The organism is Staphylococcus rostri (genome assembly GCF_002902145.1).
GTDB classification, from domain to species: domain Bacteria; phylum Bacillota; class Bacilli; order Staphylococcales; family Staphylococcaceae; genus Staphylococcus; species Staphylococcus rostri.
Genome location: NZ_PPRF01000020.1, coordinates 1 through 19,320, shown reverse-complemented (window position 1 = coordinate 19,320; position 19,320 = coordinate 1). Strand labels below are relative to the sequence as shown.

Genomic DNA, 19,320 nt, shown 5'->3' with positions numbered 1-19,320 from the left:
GTCGTATATATGTTAAAAAAGCCGTTAAAATTCATTTTAGAGAATTTTAACGGCTTTTTCTTAGGGAATCTGAGTGCTTATGTCCCAGCCCCGTTTTTATTTATGTGTGCTTACCCTAATGGATAGTTTTCAATGACTTGCCATTTATCAGCTGCTTCATCAAACTGCAACAATGATAACTGACTAATCGTTTCCTTATGATCCACACCAGCAAGGCGAACTTGACCATAAATATCTTCAAATTCTTGGCTTGTTAAACCTTGTGCAATTGTAAAGTGTGGAATAAATGGATGCTCTGCTTCTCCATAGAAATCTTCACCGTTGAAACGTGCAAATAAGTCATCCAACGCATCCGTCTTTTCAACTTTAAAGTAAATCACATTCGTTGTTGGTGCGAAGTTTGAAGCTTTTGTCGCATGTACCTCAGCTGGTTGTGCCCCTTGAACACGTTTTTCAATTTCCGCTTTCACATTGTCAACTTCTGCATCGTTTACTTCAAAGCGACTCTTAATTGTGATATGAGGTTGAATTCGAACATATTCTTTATCATAACGCTTACGATAAGCATTGACCTCATCCTGAAAACTTTTTGATGGAATTAGCGCTAATCCTAAAATCATTGAAATTCCTCCTTTGTTTATGTTTGTTTCTATTATAGCAAAATTTCAGATTATTGGTTACTCAAAAAGTATTTTAATAGCTGTGGTAGAAGCGTACGCCATGTTTTCCAATTATGACCGCCATCCAATTCTTCATACGCATATTGTGCTGGAGACGCTTCAATCAGGTCTCGCAATGCACGATTGGGTGTTAAAAAGTCTGCACGTTTACCGCTTGTCGGCAACTGAAAATCCAACTCTTCCTTACCAATCACATGCCAAATATGGAGCATCTCTTGGAACTGGCAACGTTGAAATAACTGTTCCACAACATGATCACAGTGTGGACTCAACACACCTACTTGATTGACGATACGTGGATATGAGAATGCGGTCAACATCGCAATACTGCCTGCCAGACTATCTCCCAACAACACACGTCCTTCAGTCATGCCATGTGTCGCAAATGTCTGTTCAACCCACGGTAAAATTTCTTGTACAACTGCTTGAACCGTTGCGGCTGCCTTTCCCCCTTGTGGATGAAACTCTACACGACGCTTCGTTACACTTTCATAATGGAAGCCAACAAAAATCGCACGTTCCACTTCTCCTGCTTGACGCAATCGCTCATAGACACGATGAATTTGACCGAACCGCATAAAGTCCCTACCATCAAAACAAAAAACGATTTTGGCATTTTCTAATGGTGAATAATCTTCTGGTAAATAAATCGACAGTGTGATGTCACGCGCCAAATGTTGACTTGTAAATTGTGTCCTGTTGACCACACCTACTTGAAAATCTGTCATATAAAAAAGCGCCTCCTCATACGAATTATTACTATTGTATCAAGAGACGCCTTGTTTATTCACTTATAACGCTTACATCATTTATTTCTTCGGTAACTCGATACCTTCTTCACGCAAACGTTTCGGATAATCTTCTAACCAGAATGTCGCATTCGGTACAAGTTCAGGATCCGGTTGATAAATAGCCGTTTTCCCCGTACCATTCTTTTTCTTCTGTGCTTCAAAGTCCTTCAACGAATGCAATGCTGGTTTCAGCAATAACCAAATCGCAATGATATTGAGCCATGCCATCATACCAACACCTAAGTCACCCATTGCCCATGCAACGTCGGCTGTCTTAATCGCACCATAACCTGTCGCCGCAATTAAAACGATACGGATAATGTTACGCCATAGCTTGAATTGATTTTTCGCTAAACGATTCGCGATAAAACTTACATTCGTCTCCGCAATATAGTAGTATGCTAAAATCGTTGTAAATGCAAAGAAGAACAATGCAATGGCAATGAAGTATGAACCAAAGCCAGAAAACATTGGATCAAAATGGTAATGTGAACCTTGAAGGGCTTTATCAATACCTGCTTGTGCATACATCGCAGTACCTGAATAATCTTTCGTGCCATCCGCATTTTGAACGTAAACCCCTGCATCGTGAATCAATGTCGGCGAGCCGTCTGATGTTGTACCGCCATCTGTAGTATTGTACGTACCAGAAATTAAAATAATTAACGCTGTTGCTGTACAAACAAAAAGTGTATCCACATAAACAGAAAACGCCTGTACAAGTCCTTGCTTGGCTGGATGAGAAACTTCTGCTGCAGCTGCTGCGTGTGGTCCTGTACCTTGCCCCGCTTCATTTGAATACAAGCCACGTTTAACACCGATTTCAATCATCGCACCGATAATCCCACCGAATGCTGCTTCCATACCGAATGCAGACTTAAAGATTAATGCGAAAAGTGCCGGTACTTGCGTGATATTTAAACAAATAATAACGACTGCCATCAATATGTAGAGAATCGCCATGAAAGGCACAACTGCAGTCGCAACTGTCGCAATCCATTTAACCCCACCAAAAATGATAAGTGCTAAAATAACGACTAATACGAGCGCAATCACCCATGAAGGTAAACCGAATGCGTTATGCATAGAACTCGCAATGGCGTTGGACTGAACCCCTGGTAATAACAGTCCTACCGATACAATCGTTACAAGCGCAAAAATAATCGCGTAGGCTTTACCGAACTTACCTTTAATCCCCTGTTCAATGTAGTAAGCGGGTCCACCTCGATATTCCCCCTCTTCTTCACGCTTAAAAATCTGACCGAGTGCGGATTCTACATAAGCTGTTCCTGCCCCTAGAAATGCGGTAATCCACATCCAAAATACGGCACCAGGTCCACCGATGAAAATCGCTGTGGATACCCCGACGATATTCCCTGTCCCTACACGACCTGCGAGTGACAATGCAATCGCTTGGAAACTTGAAATCCCTGTTGGCGACTTCTCACCTTGGAACATCAGACGAATCATTTCTTTAAAATGCCTCAGCTGTAAGAAACGTGTCATTAAACTAAATGCAATCCCTGTAAACAACAATCCGAATACGAGTGGCTTACTCCAAACAATCGTATTCAACCATCCCACAATTGTTTCAACCATAGACATACCCCCATCAATTTTATCTTAATTCATCTCTAAAATTTTCTGATAAATCTGACATAAGTATACACATAAAAAAAACGCCGCGCAACTTAATTTTTAAAACGAGGTTGTGAAAGGAGCAGTTAGCGTTTGAGCAGAACCCGAGCAATGAGCAAAATTGATTCCCAAATTTTGTCGAAGTGCGAAGTTCTGTCGAAAACGCCGCTCCTTGAACACTGACATAAACAAGCTTGGGACACCGTTTATCAGTTTCCAAGTACACAAATTAAGTCCCATTCTCGTCTTATGACATCATGAAAATATCTTTTTTATTAATGAATATCGTCATATTATATCAGACTATTAGGCAGCATATTTTCCATATATATCGCGATTTTTTACTAAAACTTCTACTTTTATGTTGCATTCTACCTTTTATGGTTGTTACTTTTCGATTATAATGTATATTAGTTATTCATAAAGGAGGTTCAGTGATGACCAATAAGGTATGGTTTCGCTCTGGTGTAGCTTTATTGCTACTTTTTTTATTAATTAAATTATTTATCGAGGTTAACTTCATTTTCAAACCAATTATCGTGATTATCCAGTCAATTCTACTGCCATTGTTACTCAGTGGTTTCCTATTTTACATCTGTTTGCCATTCCAAAAAATGATGGAAAAGCGACATGTGCCAAGATGGGCAAGTATTACCATTATTCTACTTGCATTAACCGCTATGGGTGGCGCAATCATTGGTGTAGTTGGTCCAGTAATCGCAACTCAAATTGAAAACCTCATTCATCAAGTGCCATATTTACAACGAGAAACTCAACATTTGATCAACTTCGCATTAGATCAACGTGATAAATTGCCGAATGAAGTAACAAACAAAATTAACGAAATGATTTCTAAGTTTGGTGCGATGACATCAGATATTTTATCGAATTCACTCAACATTGTAACTAGCTTTATTTCAACATTATTCCTACTCATCTTAGTGCCGTTTTTCTTAATTTATATGTTGAAAGATCACGAACGTTTTATTCCAGCCGTTGCACGATTCTTCAACGGTGAACGTAAAATTTTCGTCGTGAACTTATTAAAAGACTTAAATCAAACGTTAATGTCTTACATTCAAGGTCAAGTAACAGTCAGCCTTATTTTAGGTGTCATTCTGTATATTGGCTATTCGATTATCGGTCTTGAATATACACTATTGCTTGTTATATTTGCGATTTTTGCCAATATGATTCCGTTCTTAGGACCATGGATGGCATTCTTACCAGCAGGCATTTTAGGTATTATTCAAAGTCCATCGACATTCATCTGGGTATGTGTCGTAACACTTGTTGCACAACAACTTGAAGGTAATGTCATTACACCGAACGTTATGGGTAAATCATTAAACATTCACCCATTAACAATTATCGTAGTTATCTTAGCTTCAGGTAGCTTAGGTGGCTTTGTACTGATCTTAGTTGCCGTGCCACTTTATGCAGTATTGAAGACCATTGTACGCAATGTATTTAAATATCGTCATCAAATCATGCATAAAGCACAAAGTACCGTGCAAGATTGATTACACAACACTTTTTAGCCATTGGACAATTCGTTCGATGGCTTTTTCATTACCTAAATTAATCCGCCATCAATGTTATTCATTGTCATTAATTAGTATCAGGTGTTAAAATTAACATATTAAACTGATTATCAATAAAGGAGCTTTAAAACAGTGATGAATTTAGAGAATAAAACTTTCGTAATTATGGGTATTGCCAACAAACGCAGCATCGGTTTCGGTGTCGCAAAAGTGCTAGACCAATTAGGTGCGAAACTTGTTTTTACATACCGCAAAGAAAGAAGCTTTAAAGAATTAGATAAACTGATTGACCAATTAAATCAACCAGCAAAGCACGTCTATCAAATCGATGTTCAAAGTGATAGCGACGTTGTGAATGGCTTTGAACAAATTGGTAAAGAAGTCGGCAAAATTGATGGTGTCTTCCATTCTATCGCTTTTGCGAACGTTGAAGACTTACGTGGTCGTTATTCTGACACATCACGTGAAGGCTTTTTACTCGCACAAGACATTAGTTCTTACTCATTAACCATTGTGGCACGTGAAGCTCGTAAAATTATGAACGCGTCAGGTAGTATCGTTACATCAAGCTACATCGGTGGTGAATTCGCAGTACCAAACTACAATGTCATGGGTATTGCCAAAGCAAGCTTAGAGGCATCTGTTAAATATTTAGCTGCTGATCTTGGTCAAGACAACATCCGTGTCAACTCTATTTCAGCAGGACCAATTCGCACATTAAGTGCACGTGGTGTCGGTAACTTCACAACGATTTTAAAAGAAATTGAAGAACGTGCGCCATTAAGACGTAACGTAGACCAAGAAGAAGTGGGTAAAACAGCCGCATACTTACTCAGTGACTTCTCATCAGGTGTTACAGGCGAAAACATCCACGTAGATGCTGGATTCCATGCGATTAGATAATAATATAACCCATAAGCAAGTTGTGCTCTCGCATGACTTGCTTTTTTGTATAAAAAACCATCTTCTCCTGTTTTATAGGAAAAGATGGTTTATTCATATTATACGTTATTTTTCATTGTTACGTTTACGTCGTCCCAGTAAAAAGAATGCGCCTAATCCAGCAAACAAACTACCAAATAAAGTCGTTTGTGCGTTTTGATTTCCACCCGTTTCAGGTAATCTCTCTCCATGTGTCTCCTTATTAGGTTTCTCGGTAGGATTTTGTGTATGCATTCCAGATTGGTTATCCATATCGCTTTCTAAACCACTATCCGCATCGCTATCTGAATCGGCGTCGCTATCTGCATCAGCATCACTGTCTGCATCAGAGTCGCTATCTGAGTCGGCGTCGCTATCCGCATCTGCATCACTATCGGAATCGGCGTCACTGTCAGAATCTGCGTCGCTGTCCGCATCTGAGTCGCTATCTGAGTCTGCATCGCTGTCCGCGTCTGCATCACTATCAGAATCGGCATCACTGTCTGAATCGGCGTCGCTATCAGAATCTGCGTCACTGTCTGAATCTGCGTCGCTATCTGAGTCGGCGTCACTATCTGCGTCTGAATCGCTATCTGCATCTGCGTCACTATCTGCATCGGCATCACTGTCTGCATCGGCATCACTATCGGAATCGGCGTCGCTATCCGCATCACTGTCAGAATCGGCGTCGCTATCCGCATCCGCATCACTATCTGAGTCAGCATCACTATCCGCATCTGAGTCGCTATCAGAATCGGCATCACTATCTGCATCGGCATCACTATCTGCATCGGCATCACTGTCCGCATCGCTGTCTGCATCCGCATCACTATCTGAGTCAGCATCACTATCCGAGTCTGCGTCACTGTCTGCGTCTGAATCGCTATCTGCATCCGCGTCACTGTCTGAATCTGCGTCACTGTCTGAATCTGCATCGCTATCTGCATCTGCGTCCGCGTCCGCATCACTATCCGCATCCGCGTCGCTGTCTGAATCGGCGTCGCTATCAGAATCGGCATCACTGTCTGCATCAGCGTCACTGTCCGAATCCGCATCGCTATCTGCATCTGCATCTGCATCACTGTCCGCATCCGCGTCGCTGTCTGAATCGGCGTCGCTGTCCGCATCAGCATCACTATCTGCATCTGCGTCACTATCTGAATCGGCATCACTGTCTGCATCCGCATCACTATCCGCATCTGCATCTGCATCACTGTCCGAATCTGCGTCTGAATCGCAATCTGAGTCTGCGTCGCTGTCTGCATCCGCATCACTGTCCGCATCGGCATCTGACTCATCTGGTGGTGATGGCAGCTCGATCAATTCACTGACAACTGCAACATCCGCTAAGTCTTCATTTTCTGGAGCCCAATACGTAACTGCTATATGATTTGTTAAGTTGTAATCTTTTACATAATTGAGGTTACCTTGAGATACATCATCACCAATTGTATCCCAAGTTCCTGTGTATGCCGTTACACCAATATCTGGTTGCGTATAAAGACCATTTTTATCAAAATCACCTAGTTTAATTTCTTCAGGATGCTCGACATAATAATATGAAGAATCAATGCCTTGATCGAAATTATAACGCATATCGTCTATTGATTGTGCTCCACTATCGTACCCATTGATTTCCTCTCCCTCAAAGAAACCACGCCATGCAAGTCTTGCATCTAACGGAAGATATGGTGTCTTTTCATATTGTTCACGAGAAATATCAAACTCCACTTTGAGACCGATTGGCCCTTTGACCGTTGTATTAAGCGCATATGATTGTACAACACTCGTCAACGTTTGCGCCCCTGTGTTTTCTGTCATATTGCCCATTTCATCGTATGCAATCTCATTCTTAACAATAACATTTGGCGTCAACCCTTGTGCCTTTAATTCAAGATATTTCTCATAAGTTGGTACGTTGCTAAAATCATCATAGTTTTCGAGATATTCTTTATAAGTCATTTGACCCAATACCATTTCTACATCATGTGGTATCGATGTTTCTTCTTCACGTGTACCAATCAATGTAAACTTCACATTTTCAGCAAATTTAGGAATTGTAATATTAAATGTACTTCCAGTTTGAATGTGATCGCTTGATAATACTGGATTTAATGATACTTGAAAATCATACTTGATGCGTCCATCTGGTTGCACGCGCGCATAGCCTGGTGTTACATCCACACCGCCGCCACCAACTTGTAATACATTGTCAGTTGGTACTTCTGCCGCTGTCGTATTTTCAGATGATACCGGTTCTGATGATGTGTCCGTACTCTCTGTTGATGTCACTTCTTCAGTTGCGTTAGGACTGTCTTCTGAAGATACTTCCGCTTCAGATACCGCGTTGTTATCTGCCGTTAATTCTTCAGCTGGTTCACTCTCCGACTCAGCCACCGTTGCATATTCATCTGATACCGGTTCCACAACTGCCGGCACTTCTTCAGACATCGTTTCAGTAAGTTCACTCGCTGGCGTTTCAGTTGTGCTTACGTCTTCAGTCGCTGATGATACTTCTCCGCCAGTTGTTTCTTCCGCTGCTGAAGCTGTTTGTGTCATCCCTAAATAGAGTAACGTTGATAACACCACGGAACCCGCTCCAAATGAAAATTTTCTAATACTAAATATCTGTTTCTGTCTGTCATATTGTTGATAATATTTCATAATGCTTTCCCTTCTTGTTGTTCTTTGTTCAATAACTTATCACTGCTGTTATGTTTATCAATACATTTACTAAACAATTCACGCTATAGTAAATTCTAAAATCACAAAGTATATTCCATTATTATATTGTTTACTTGTAATTATTAAAAATATAAAAATCAATCAATACATAATATTTCATTAAATGTTCACAAATTTTATACATATTGTACACATTTTAATAATAAATAAAAAAAGACCGACAACAATGTGCCGATCTTTACGATTAAAACATTTCTAATTCAATTTTCAGTCGATCTACATATTCTTTCGTACCTGTCACAATCAGACGATCGCCGTATTGTAAGTGTGTATCACCATGCGGCACGATAGACTCGTTATTACGGATAATTCGTACGAAGATAATGTCCCCACCGAATGGGAAGTTACGCAATTGCATTTGATCGAATGCGTAGTTGTACATACCAATTTCGTACAGTGACGTTTCCACATTGCTTAATAAGTTCAGCATGTTTGGTGTCTCAATCATCCCTTTTAATAAGATCTGATTACTTTGGAAGTTACTGAATAACTCGATATTGTTATTACGCAACGCTTGGTCTTCGTCGTTCGTTTCAAGACGACAAATCACGCGTTCTACACCATGATCTTTTGCCATCAACGCCACTTTACGGTTGATCGCATCGTCATTTGTTGAACATACGACGATATCACAATCGAATAACCCAAGACGTTCTAACATTTCTGATTCATAATCCGCAAACTCAACCATCGTAATGTCATTGGATAATGTACGATGATCTGTTAAGTCTTTACGGTAATACAACGTCACTTCATAAAGCTGTGAGCTCAGATTTTGTGCGATTGGAATGGATAATTGGTTTTTACCGATCATTGCCACTTTAATCGTACGTTGCATTTCATCTGGAATCGGAATGAGCTTTTTGAAAACAATTGGTACGAAGACACATGTAATAACGGCACTTAAAATCATAATGCCTGAAATTTCTTCGCTAATCGTACCGAGGCTTTCTGCGATTTTGGCTGCCGCGATAACTAATGATAATGTCGATGTCAGTAAAAAGCCTGCCGCAATCGTTGTTTTCCGATCAAACCAACGTCGAATAATCGCAACAGGTATCAATTTAGAGATAATAAATGTCGCAATAAGTATTGGAATAATCATTAATAGTTTTGGCTCTTTAATAAGTGATGGAATGTCTAAGTCGACACCTACCATAATAAAGAAAATTGGAATAAAGAAACCGTAACCGAATGAATCTAACTTTTCAACTAAGTCTTGGTCTGGTCCTAATAGTGATACGACAACACCTGCAAGGAATGCACCAAGAATATTTTCAGCACCGACACCTTCTGCCAAAGCAACGAGTAAGATGATTAATGCGAAAATAGCGCGAATACCGATTTGTGTAGTACCGTCCATCAATTTGTTAATGAGCGGTGCACCTTTGAACAGACCGCCAAGGAAATAGAACAGAATGGTAAAGCCAACAAGTATGCCGATTAACCAAATTGTACCGCCACCTGATGCATTAATCGCACCGTAGACTGTTAACAGCAACATCGTGCCAAGGTCTGCCAGTACGGCAACGAGTAAAATAAACTGACCGATTGTCGTACGCATCATGTTCATTTCTTTTAAAGTTGGCACAACGACACCAAGTGAAATCGTTGAAATAATAATGACCATCAACAAGACGTCGTCAATGAGACCAATCCATTTTAAGCCATATGCCAAACCGATTGAAATAATCATAATCAACATGAATACGATAATAGCTAGTTTCAAGTGACTTGGACCATCGTCTTCATCTTTATTCTTTTTCGATTTATCTTTCTTGAAAGCACTAAAATCAATCTCAAGGCCACTTAAAAACATTAAGAAAATAAAGCCAAGTGTTGCCAAAATATTGAGCACATCATCGCGATGCACGAGATTTAAAAATGAATTACCTATCACAATCCCCATTAATATTTCAGCGACTACGACAGGTAGGAATGCAATTTTTAACTTACTGATAATAATAGGCGTTAAAAGTGCCGCAACGATGACGACTACCAGTGACACAAATTCCATAGGTGACCCCCTTAAATGAGATAGTTCATAAATGATGTTGCCAAGCCGAAGTAAATCAGCATACTGACAATATCATTGATTGTTGTAATAAATGGTCCACTCGCAACCGCTGGGTCAATCCCTAATTTGTTAATAAACAGCGGGATCACTGACCCAATTGTTGTACCAACCGTCATCGCAATCGTTAAGCTCGCACCCACGATTAATGCTAAAAACGGTTGATGATAGATAATAATAATAATCAAACAGAGTGACACTGCGCAAGTAATACCTGTTAGGAAGCCACTACCCGATTCACGCAACGCCAATTTAAACTTGCTTTTTTCGTTAATTTCACCTGTTGAGATGTTACGTACAGACACGGCAAGTGATTGCGTTCCAGAGTTCCCAGACATCCCGCTAATAATTGGAATAAACGCCGCGAGTAACGCAACTTTTTCCAGTGTTGCTTCAAATGAGCCTAAAATCGATGCGGTAATCATACCGAGTACTGTTAAAATTAACAGCCATGGCAAACGTTTCAATGCGGTTTGGAAAATGGTATCGTCTGTAGAGTCGATGTCTGATACCCCGGCTAAACGAGAGTAGTCCTCGCTCGCCTCTTCATCGATAACGTCGACGATATCATCGATTGTGATAATACCGAGCAAATGATTTTGATAATCGACTACTGGAATTGCGATAAAGTCGTAGTCTCGCATCATTTGCGCAACGTCTTCTTGGTCGTCCGCAACGTTTGCACTAATAATACGTTCACTCATAATATCTTCAATATACGTATCATTTTCTGCCACAATTAAGTCTCTAAGTGACAGTACGCCGACCAATTTTTTCTGTTCATCCACGACAAAAATAATATAAATCGTTTCCGCATCTGGTGCTTGTTCTTTAACGTGCATCAGCGCTTCACGAACCGGTGTATTAATCGTCAACGAAATGTATTCCGTTGTCATAATACCGCCGGCTGTATCTTCATCATAATGTAATAACGCTTTAATCTCTTGCGCCTCATCACGATCCATTAACATTAATAGACTCGCGACTTTACGCTTCGATAATTCATTCAAAATGTCTACGGCGTTATCGTATGACATATGTTCTAAAATATGACTCGCATATGTCGCATTCATCTCTTCAAACAAATCTTCATAATCTGATTCATCAATTTCCAAGTGTTCAAAGAAATCCGCCACTTCTTCAGGTGACAAATATTGATACATTTTTTGTCGTACATCTGCGTCGCTTTCTTCAAAGTATTCACTTTGGTCATAAGCGTGCATCGATAAAAATTCTTCACGGAACCCATCGATGTCATCTTTGTGTATCAAATCATCTAGGAGTGGTTTATTAAAATTTTCTTCATCATCATGTATTAACATTTCATTTTCGATTGACATATGCGTCACCTCCATTAGTTGATTACAACGTTGTTAACAGTTGTTCAAAGTTTGGTTCATCACAAATCACACGCACCCTTTCTCCCGTCATCGGATGCGTAAATCGAACTTCTGCACATTTCAGCAACTGTGTTTGATGTTGTTCATGCAACACACCATATAAGCCATCTCCAACAATACCATGACCGATATGTTGAAAATGGACACGTATTTGATGCGTACGCCCTGTTAATAAGCGTACGCGACACCATGTATAGTCAGCTGTCGTCTGAAGGGGTTCATACAATGTTTTCGCATATTTTCCTTCAGGTGTTACCTCACGCGTAATAATGCTGTCCGATGCACGACCAATCGGCGCTTCAATTGCACCAGCCGCTTCAATACGCCCTTGACACAGACATTCATAAATCTTATCAATTGGCGTCAACGACATTAAATGATGCATATGACGTGATTTCGCTATCACTACAATTCCCATTGTATGTCTATCTAAACGTGTCACAATATGTGGTATGCCCTGATCACCTTGTTGCTGCATATGTGCGAGTGCCTGTTCAACCAAGCTCTCATGCGGATGTTCCCGTGATGGCGCACTGTTTTGATGATGCGGCTTAGACACAATGAGTAACCCATCATCTTCATACAAAATAGTAAGCGGGCGTTCATATGGAATGAGCCATGGACTCGGCTGTTCTTTAGGTAGACAGACAATGACCTCGTCTCCGGGCTGCAATAAATGGCGTACCGTACGAGGTGTATCATTAACAAGCAAAGCGCCATTTTGTTTAATGGCGCTAATTGTCTTTTTTGAAAACCGTTGTTGATATAAAAAAGTCTTGAGCGTCTCTGTTTCAGTTACACGATAGTTAAAAATCACGCATCGTCACCGCTTGAAATAAACGAATCGTGCACGCGTTTCCAGAACGGGAATGGGCGGAAACGGGCAAAACGAATTTTTTCATTGGCAACACGATACTGAATGGCGTTCACATTTTTATGCTTCACACTGACATGATCGATTGTCGTTAAGATGATGTCATGATTCACCGGCTTGATGTGACACGTGTGGTGTTTCGGCAATACAAGTGGCGACCCGACTGTACGGAACACGCGGTTATTGATAGATGCAATTTCTGCAATTTGGATTGCTTCTAATGACGGGTGAATCAATGCACCACCTAACGCTTTATTGTATGCCGTAGACCCTGATGGCGTAGAGATACAGAGACCGTCACCACGGAAACGTTCGAAATGTTGACCACGGATGTCTAAGTCAACTACCAATGTCGTCCCGTCTTCTGTTTTCATCGTGGCTTCATTCAACGCTAAATAACGTGTTTCATAGCCTTCATCATTGTAACGGACAATAATTTCTAACAATGGATATTCGATGACTTGAAACTCCGAATTATGAATTTCGATAATCAGTTTTTCAACTTCATGCGGTAACCAATCGGCGTAAAAACCTAAATGTCCGGTATGTATCCCTACAAATGCACAGCGAGACAACATATGACTGTACTGATGGAAAGCTTGTAGTAACGTCCCGTCTCCCCCAACAGATATGACAATCTCAGGGTTTTCTGGGTCTTCCACCATCTTAAAGTCCTGCATATGTCGCATCATCTTATATTTCAGTGCTTCTGACTTGGCGTCTCCTTTTGATAAGATGACATAGCGCATAGCTACACCTCTCTGTCTTCATGCTTGTGTGCACGTTTTTTAGAATAATATTTTTGTGCTTCTTGAATCTCATCTCTGATTTCTGACATTTCTTCGTCTAATAAGAATGCCGCTTCAGCTGCACGTTCAAGTCGATTTTGAATTTCAGGTGGATAGTCACCATCATATTTATAACGCAATGTGTGCTCAATCGTTGCCCAGAAATTCATTGCTAGCGTACGAATTTGAATTTCCGCCAAAACGGTTGTTTGACCGTTCAACGTCTCAATTGGATATGCGATAATCACATGATATGAGCGGTAACCACTTTGTTTCGTATTGCTAATATAATCACGTTCCTCAACCACTTTGAAGTCTTCACGTTGACGCAAGAGCGCGACAACCTTGTCAATATCTTCTACAAACTGACACATCATGCGCAGTCCTGCGATATCGTACATTTCTTCAGCCAAGCAATCGAATGGAATCCCCCTTTTATTTGCCTTATCGATAATACTCGTAATCGGCTTGACACGTCCCGTCACAAACTCAATGGGTGAATGATGTTCTGTGACTTCGTATTGTTTACGCAACCCTTTAAGTTTAATCTTCAACTCATCAATTGCTTGTCGATAAGGTGCTAGAAAAATTTCCCATTGATTCATAGTTTCTCACTCCGCTTCATACTAGTTCAAACGTTTGTTCTACGGCTTCTACAAATGGCTTACCGTAATTAGAATTCCCTTCAATGTTATCGAGTAAGTAGTCTAACTCTGGCTTGAAGCTTGTTAATTCAAGCGTATCGTTCACAATAACCTTCTTATCGCGGTGTTCGTGCAACATTGACCACGTCTCTTGAACAAAGATTAAATATGAAAACGCCGAACCGTCATCTAAAAGGTAAACAAATGCATAGTTGTCACTATCGACAATCATCTGTCCAGCATCCGTAAACCCTTCCGTTGATTCTTCTGTATAACATAAAATACGATCATCTTGAATTTTAATTTCATTGACATAAATACGCATTGGTACTCCTCCTTATCATGTTATAGTTTAACATAATTTCAATGTTGGCTCATCGTTCAATTGCTCGTATTGTAAATTCCTTTTCATGGATGCGAATGTACTGCATAATAAATGTAAAGGAGTGACCGACAATGGCGATAGAACGCGAAATTGAATTCAAACAATTATTAGATGAACGCATATATAATGATATGAAAGCCAACTATTTTCCCAACTCAAATCCGTTTACACAAATCAACTATTATATTGACACACCCGATTCCCAAATCATGCAACATAAAATGGCATTGCGCATTCGTGTCAAAGACGACAAACAAAACGAAATGACATTGAAAGTGCCTGATAAGGTCGGTCTCACGGAATATAACCATGCGACGACATTTATGCCACAGCAAGATGTGTCATTGCCTGAAAGCGTCGTACCTAATGATATTGCTGACGTCTTACATCAACGTGGTATTGACCTGTCACAATTGATTATCCTTGGTAGTTTAACGACACATCGTTTAGAAACAACAGTTGCAGATGGATTGCTTGTCTTAGATCATAGTGAATATTTAGAAACAGAAGACTTTGAATTGGAATTTGAAGTGGCAGATTACGATGCTGGATACACCGCATTCACAAAAATCTTAGCAACATATGAATTACAACATCAAGCACCATTGAATAAAGTGCAACGTTTTTTCAATCAACGACAAAAAATGTCATAATAAAACTAAGAAACAGTATTTGAATTAATGATTTGCACGTCCCCATAAGTTAAAGAAGCGTTTGTTGTAGTGTCCCCGCAAGACTGACTCGTTATATGGAAAGTCCGCCCAATTCACAACATCGTTGAACGCTGCTCAATTGCCAAACACTTTTTCACAACCTCGTGGTATAAGTGTTTTTACTTTGAAATGGAAAAATTCGTGTTATTATTTATATATATAATGAAATTAAAAGGTGATACGCATGACACAGACGCCTTATGAGATAATCGGTCAAGACGCTTTGTACCGTATGATAGATCATTTTTACGCGTTAGTAGAACAAGATACTCGTATTAATCACTTATTTCCAGGTGATTTTGCGGAAACAGCACGTAAACAGAAACAATTTTTAACGCAATTCTTAGGCGGTCCAGATCTTTATACACAAGAACATGGACATCCTATGTTAAAGAAACGCCATATGCCCTTTGTCATTGATCATGATGCCAAAGACGCTTGGCTCGAAAATATGTATACTGCCATTCAAACAGCACAGTTCCCAGATGGTGTGGGAGATTATTTGTATGAAAGACTGCGGTTGACTGCGAATTATATGGTTAACACAGAAAACTAATTGAAGGTGAAGCACAATGACGGAAGAATTGAAGGTTATAGCGAATAATTATCATAGCAATTCTGACCTTTCTCCTGTGAGCAAAATCGAGATTTATTCGTTTTTCGATCCATTTTGCAAAGACAGTTTTAAATTATCCGCTATTTTATCTAAGTTAAGAATTGAATATCAACAGTATATCTCTATTCGTCATATTCTGAATCCATCTTTGCGCGTACTCACTAAGTGCCAGGCACAAAGTACATCTGACCGTGACAATATTGCGCTTGTATTCAAAGCGGCTGAACTGCAAGGACGTTCACGTGCACATCGCTTTATGCATTTACTGCAAAATGAGATTATTCCAAAATGTGATATTGTGACAGAGGACATGATTGCGAAGTGCATTGTGAATGCAGGGCTTGACTTGGATGTTTTTCGAGAAGACATCCAGAACAGCAAACTGCGAGACAGCTTGAAAATCGACCTGCATATTGCACGTGAAATGGATATTGATATGGCACCGTCACTCGTCTTTTTTAACGAAGATGTGCATGAAGAAGGCTTAAAAGTTGAAGGATTATATCCATATCATATTTACACATATATTATTAATGAAATGATTGGTATGCCGATTGAAAAAAACTTACCACCAACGCTTGCTGATTACATTCAACAAAAGCAGTTGGTGACTGAAGAAGAATTGCGTACCATTTACGAATGGCCTGAGCGCACATTGCGTAAAGAATTGAAAAAGCTCGCCTTACAGCGTAAAGTTGAAAAACTGAAGTATCCTGAAGGTGAATATTGGAAATCACGTATGTAATCAATGATATGACACCCCAGCCTATTGTCGTAGGTTGGGGTTGTTTTATAAGTTTCTGTATATGCTAAATAGAGCGGGCATGTATATCATTTTGAAACAATGAAATACCCACTCTTATATACATAGCTTGTACATAATTGCATACCAAAATGTATCTTTCAAATTGAATTATGAAGATATGCTCGACCACCAAGCGATCAGAAGTAGACATACAGTTGGCAACAGTTACTTCTGAGTGCTTCATAACCCTCTTTATCACATTGCAATGAAATGACTTACCTACACAATTATGTACGCACACTATGCGATTATTTCGCCAATTATCATGTGGTTGATGACCGTTAACAAAATAATATTAACGTGTTCAACCCGCACTATAACTGGGTTTTATCCATATTTTTAGAGACATCACCCTTTCTATTCAAAAAATTACTTTTGACAAAACAAATGCTTTAATATATAAAATTAAACTACAATCACAAAATGATGTGTACACGCTTTTTACGTAATAAGTATTCCAAATTATAAATACGTCATCGTATGATACGGCATCAATTGATTTATCTCTCAAATCTTGAAAAATGTTCAATCTATGTAAGGAGGTATTCCCATGTTCCCGAAAATTTACTATTTGTCAGAACCGATGACCTACCCTATTCGTTGTTTTGATAGTATGATTCTCGTACTTTCTCTGGAAGACGAAATCACAATTAAGAAAGACGGTAAACTGTATAGCGATGACTCCCTTTATTTAATAAATGAGTCTGAACTCTATGAAATACATTCAAAATCTGCGTTGCTGTTTTACATGCCAAACGAACTATTCCGAGCGCAAAAGATTGATATTTTCGATCATCACTACACGATTCAACAACATGACATTCTGAAAACCAATTTGATCACACTATTCAACTATTACCAACGCCAAGAACACACGTCAGAGTCTGCACGAAAATTATTGGCACAAGTGATACAAGATATTACACGTGTGAAATCGCCTGTTAATTCGAATTCGACAGACATCTTAGACGGTATCGTCGACTTTATTCGTCAAAATATTCAGCAACATGTCACACTTGAAATGCTGTCAAAACGCTTCTATGTCTCAACATCACACATTTCAATGTTGTTCAAAAATCGTCTGAACATCAGTTTTCATGAATATACAGCATCTTTGAGAATTGCCAAATCGATGAAAGACATTTCAACGTACGATAAGAAAATTAAAATTATCGCAAATATATGGAGCTATCCGAGTCCGACAAATTATATTATTCATTTTAAAAAATATCTTGGCGTTACACCTAAGAAATATAAAAGCCTATCCATCCAAGCCAAGACAATCCCACTAGACATTCTTGAATCCGACTATGAAGTACTTAAAAAGATTAAATATGATTCACCTGAGAAGAAAAAAGATATTCATGTAACAATTGATGATGCCTCGATTACAGATCGCCCATTCTCATATTTCAATTTGGTGGATATTGGCCCGTTTGATAATATCGACATGATTATTAATGAACCTATCTTTCGCTATAAAAACTTCTCAAATTACAAGTTAAAGTCATATATTTACGTGAGCGAATCTTTCGAACAAACGATTAACGACTATCAACAAGAAGGTATTGTCAAATTAAGAAAACTCTTAAAAACACAAGTGGCTATTGCGATAAAGCTCTCAGATTTCAAAAGTTATCAATTCATCGTTAAAATTATTGAAGACTTACATTTTCTTGAAAGCGAGCATTTGCCAAGTACCGACAATAAAGGACGTGTCTTATTTTTACTAGATACGAATAAAATGTCGACAGATGATATCAAACGTATAAAAAGTGATATTTATGATACGCAAATCTCAAAAGCCATCGACATTACCGACTTTTTTATTAACGGTCAACAACTTGACGACAGTATTTTAGAGTTACGCGCTGATTTTTATGCGATTGATTTTAAAAAAATGAGAGAACATTATCAAAGTACCGAACAACACGTGCCTTTTAGTACAATGCAGTCGTCACTTTATGAGTTTCTGGCTCAAAATAAGTTGACTCAAAAAGCGATTTTCTTAAATTATGAATCGTTTTATACACCTAGTATTTTGAACAATAAAGGGCTTTTTTTAGCAGAATCGTTGAAAAGTCGTGATTTCCTTGTTGGTGCGACAATACGCTTTACACATCCCGTAAGTGACAAACCTTATATTTCAATTTTTGACAGTATTGAAAATAAAACAACTTACTTCTTTTTAGGACTTATGTTGTTAAACTTTGCGAAATATGCTTGTTATTATGGCGATCAACACGTTGTAACGCGGACTATGCATGGCTATAATGTTCTTGCTTATAACAGTGCTGAATATACGCGTAACTTCCATATTCAGACACCAGATAATATCGAGCAGTCTAACCTACTGATTTCAACAGAAGTTTTAAACAACGAATATGGTGATGTTGACAGTATGATTGATCAAACAGTAACGGATAAAAGTCATTTTCCTGACTCTTTAAAATTCAAATTGAGTCAATACAACAGTCCGCATATTAATGTTCAACAACATGATTTTGAAGAAGGCGCTTATACTGTTACAGTCCCGCCAAAATCCATTGCGTTATTGACAATTTACACATAGCTATTCCATTAAGAAGCTTTAGTCCATATAGTGATTATCGCTTCTTTTTATATTTTTTAGACTAAATGATATTTTCCTATCCTCTCCTCTAGTTATGTAAAAACCGAAACAATGTACACGATATTATTTC

At 39.0% G+C, this 19,320-nt stretch carries 15 protein-coding genes and 1 pseudogene; 6 read left to right on the top strand and 10 right to left on the bottom strand.

The window, feature by feature from the left end:
• Positions 1–110 precede the first annotated feature (110 nt).
• From CD122_RS04150 to CD122_RS04140, 3 genes are all read right to left on the bottom strand, one after another.
• Positions 111–620, bottom strand: coding sequence for a 2'-5' RNA ligase family protein (locus tag CD122_RS04150; protein WP_103357747.1), 510 nt, complete (start codon positions 618–620; stop codon positions 111–113).
• A 50-nt stretch (positions 621–670) separates the two neighbouring features.
• Positions 671–1,408, bottom strand: a complete 738-nt coding sequence (locus CD122_RS04145; protein ID WP_103357746.1) for an alpha/beta hydrolase-fold protein — start codon at positions 1,406–1,408, stop codon at positions 671–673.
• An 81-nt stretch (positions 1,409–1,489) separates the two neighbouring features.
• Entirely contained in the window at positions 1,490–3,070 is a 1,581-nt protein-coding gene (locus tag CD122_RS04140) for an alanine/glycine:cation symporter family protein (protein WP_103357745.1), read from the bottom strand.
• 476 nt (positions 3,071–3,546) lie between these two features.
• Here CD122_RS04140 and cozEa point away from each other — a divergent pair, with 476 nt between their 5' ends.
• Complete coding sequence (cozEa, locus tag CD122_RS04135; RefSeq protein WP_103357744.1) at positions 3,547–4,632, top strand: lipoteichoic acid biosynthesis protein CozEa; 1,086 nt, start codon at positions 3,547–3,549, stop codon at positions 4,630–4,632.
• 153 nt (positions 4,633–4,785) lie between these two features.
• On the top strand, positions 4,786–5,556 hold the full coding sequence (fabI, locus tag CD122_RS04130) for an enoyl-ACP reductase FabI (RefSeq protein ID WP_103357743.1): 771 nt from the start codon (positions 4,786–4,788) through the stop codon (positions 5,554–5,556).
• 105 nt (positions 5,557–5,661) lie between these two features.
• Here the strand turns inward: fabI and CD122_RS12545 are convergent.
• The 7 genes and pseudogenes from CD122_RS12545 to CD122_RS04095 all read right to left on the bottom strand — a co-directional run.
• Positions 5,662–8,202 (bottom strand): annotated as a pseudogene (locus CD122_RS12545) (LPXTG cell wall anchor domain-containing protein); the annotation flags it as partial.
• A 301-nt stretch (positions 8,203–8,503) separates the two neighbouring features.
• A complete protein-coding gene (locus CD122_RS04120; protein WP_103357741.1) occupies positions 8,504–10,336 on the bottom strand; it encodes a monovalent cation:proton antiporter family protein in 1,833 nt (610 codons plus the stop codon).
• A gap of 11 nt (positions 10,337–10,347) precedes the next feature.
• Complete coding sequence (mgtE, locus tag CD122_RS04115; protein ID WP_373694275.1) at positions 10,348–11,715, bottom strand: magnesium transporter; 1,368 nt, start codon at positions 11,713–11,715, stop codon at positions 10,348–10,350.
• A gap of 40 nt (positions 11,716–11,755) precedes the next feature.
• On the bottom strand, positions 11,756–12,610 hold the full coding sequence (locus tag CD122_RS04110) for an RluA family pseudouridine synthase (protein WP_103357739.1): 855 nt from the start codon (positions 12,608–12,610) through the stop codon (positions 11,756–11,758).
• Positions 12,607–13,416, bottom strand: coding sequence for an NAD kinase (locus tag CD122_RS04105; protein ID WP_103357738.1), 810 nt, complete (start codon positions 13,414–13,416; stop codon positions 12,607–12,609). The genes CD122_RS04110 and CD122_RS04105 overlap by 4 nt, the downstream gene beginning before the upstream one ends.
• Before the next feature lie 2 nt (positions 13,417–13,418).
• Entirely contained in the window at positions 13,419–14,060 is a 642-nt protein-coding gene (yjbM, locus tag CD122_RS04100) for a GTP diphosphokinase (protein WP_103357737.1), read from the bottom strand.
• Positions 14,061–14,076: 16 nt separating this feature from the next.
• The gene (locus CD122_RS04095; protein ID WP_103357736.1) at positions 14,077–14,424 is read right to left on the bottom strand and encodes a UPF0738 family protein; all 348 of its coding nucleotides are present in this window, start codon (positions 14,422–14,424) and stop codon (positions 14,077–14,079) included.
• Between the two features lie 131 nt (positions 14,425–14,555).
• Here CD122_RS04095 and CD122_RS04090 point away from each other — a divergent pair, with 131 nt between their 5' ends.
• The 4 genes from CD122_RS04090 (at position 14,556) to CD122_RS04075 (ending at position 19,190) form a co-directional block, all read left to right on the top strand.
• Complete coding sequence (locus CD122_RS04090) at positions 14,556–15,137, top strand: CYTH domain-containing protein (protein ID WP_103357735.1); 582 nt, start codon at positions 14,556–14,558, stop codon at positions 15,135–15,137.
• A 244-nt stretch (positions 15,138–15,381) separates the two neighbouring features.
• On the top strand, positions 15,382–15,753 hold the full coding sequence (locus CD122_RS04085; RefSeq protein WP_103357734.1) for a truncated hemoglobin YjbI: 372 nt from the start codon (positions 15,382–15,384) through the stop codon (positions 15,751–15,753).
• A 16-nt stretch (positions 15,754–15,769) separates the two neighbouring features.
• Positions 15,770–16,558, top strand: a complete 789-nt coding sequence (gene yjbH / locus CD122_RS04080) for a protease adaptor protein YjbH (RefSeq protein ID WP_103357733.1) — start codon at positions 15,770–15,772, stop codon at positions 16,556–16,558.
• A gap of 610 nt (positions 16,559–17,168) precedes the next feature.
• Entirely contained in the window at positions 17,169–19,190 is a 2,022-nt protein-coding gene (locus CD122_RS04075; RefSeq protein WP_103357732.1) for a helix-turn-helix transcriptional regulator, read from the top strand.
• Positions 19,191–19,320: the final 130 nt, after the last annotated feature.

What these genes read in the sequence shown, in the direction of transcription:
- CD122_RS04150 (WP_103357747.1), bottom strand. Translation starts at nt 620, where the DNA reads ATGATTTTAGGATTAGCGCTAATTCCATCAAAAAGTTTTCAGGATGAG.
- CD122_RS04145 (WP_103357746.1), bottom strand. Translation starts at nt 1,408, where the DNA reads ATGACAGATTTTCAAGTAGGTGTGGTCAACAGGACACAATTTACAAGT.
- CD122_RS04140 (WP_103357745.1), bottom strand. Translation starts at nt 3,070, where the DNA reads ATGGTTGAAACAATTGTGGGATGGTTGAATACGATTGTTTGGAGTAAG.
- cozEa (WP_103357744.1), top strand. Translation starts at nt 3,547, where the DNA reads ATGACCAATAAGGTATGGTTTCGCTCTGGTGTAGCTTTATTGCTACTT.
- CD122_RS04120 (WP_103357741.1), bottom strand. Translation starts at nt 10,336, where the DNA reads ATGGAATTTGTGTCACTGGTAGTCGTCATCGTTGCGGCACTTTTAACG.
- mgtE (WP_373694275.1), bottom strand. Translation starts at nt 11,715, where the DNA reads ATGTTAATACATGATGATGAAGAAAATTTTAATAAACCACTCCTAGAT.
- CD122_RS04105 (WP_103357738.1), bottom strand. Translation starts at nt 13,416, where the DNA reads ATGCGCTATGTCATCTTATCAAAAGGAGACGCCAAGTCAGAAGCACTG.
- yjbM (WP_103357737.1), bottom strand. Translation starts at nt 14,060, where the DNA reads ATGAATCAATGGGAAATTTTTCTAGCACCTTATCGACAAGCAATTGAT.
- CD122_RS04095 (WP_103357736.1), bottom strand. Translation starts at nt 14,424, where the DNA reads ATGCGTATTTATGTCAATGAAATTAAAATTCAAGATGATCGTATTTTA.
- CD122_RS04090 (WP_103357735.1), top strand. Translation starts at nt 14,556, where the DNA reads ATGGCGATAGAACGCGAAATTGAATTCAAACAATTATTAGATGAACGC.
- CD122_RS04085 (WP_103357734.1), top strand. Translation starts at nt 15,382, where the DNA reads ATGACACAGACGCCTTATGAGATAATCGGTCAAGACGCTTTGTACCGT.
- yjbH (WP_103357733.1), top strand. Translation starts at nt 15,770, where the DNA reads ATGACGGAAGAATTGAAGGTTATAGCGAATAATTATCATAGCAATTCT.
- CD122_RS04075 (WP_103357732.1), top strand. Translation starts at nt 17,169, where the DNA reads ATGTTCCCGAAAATTTACTATTTGTCAGAACCGATGACCTACCCTATT.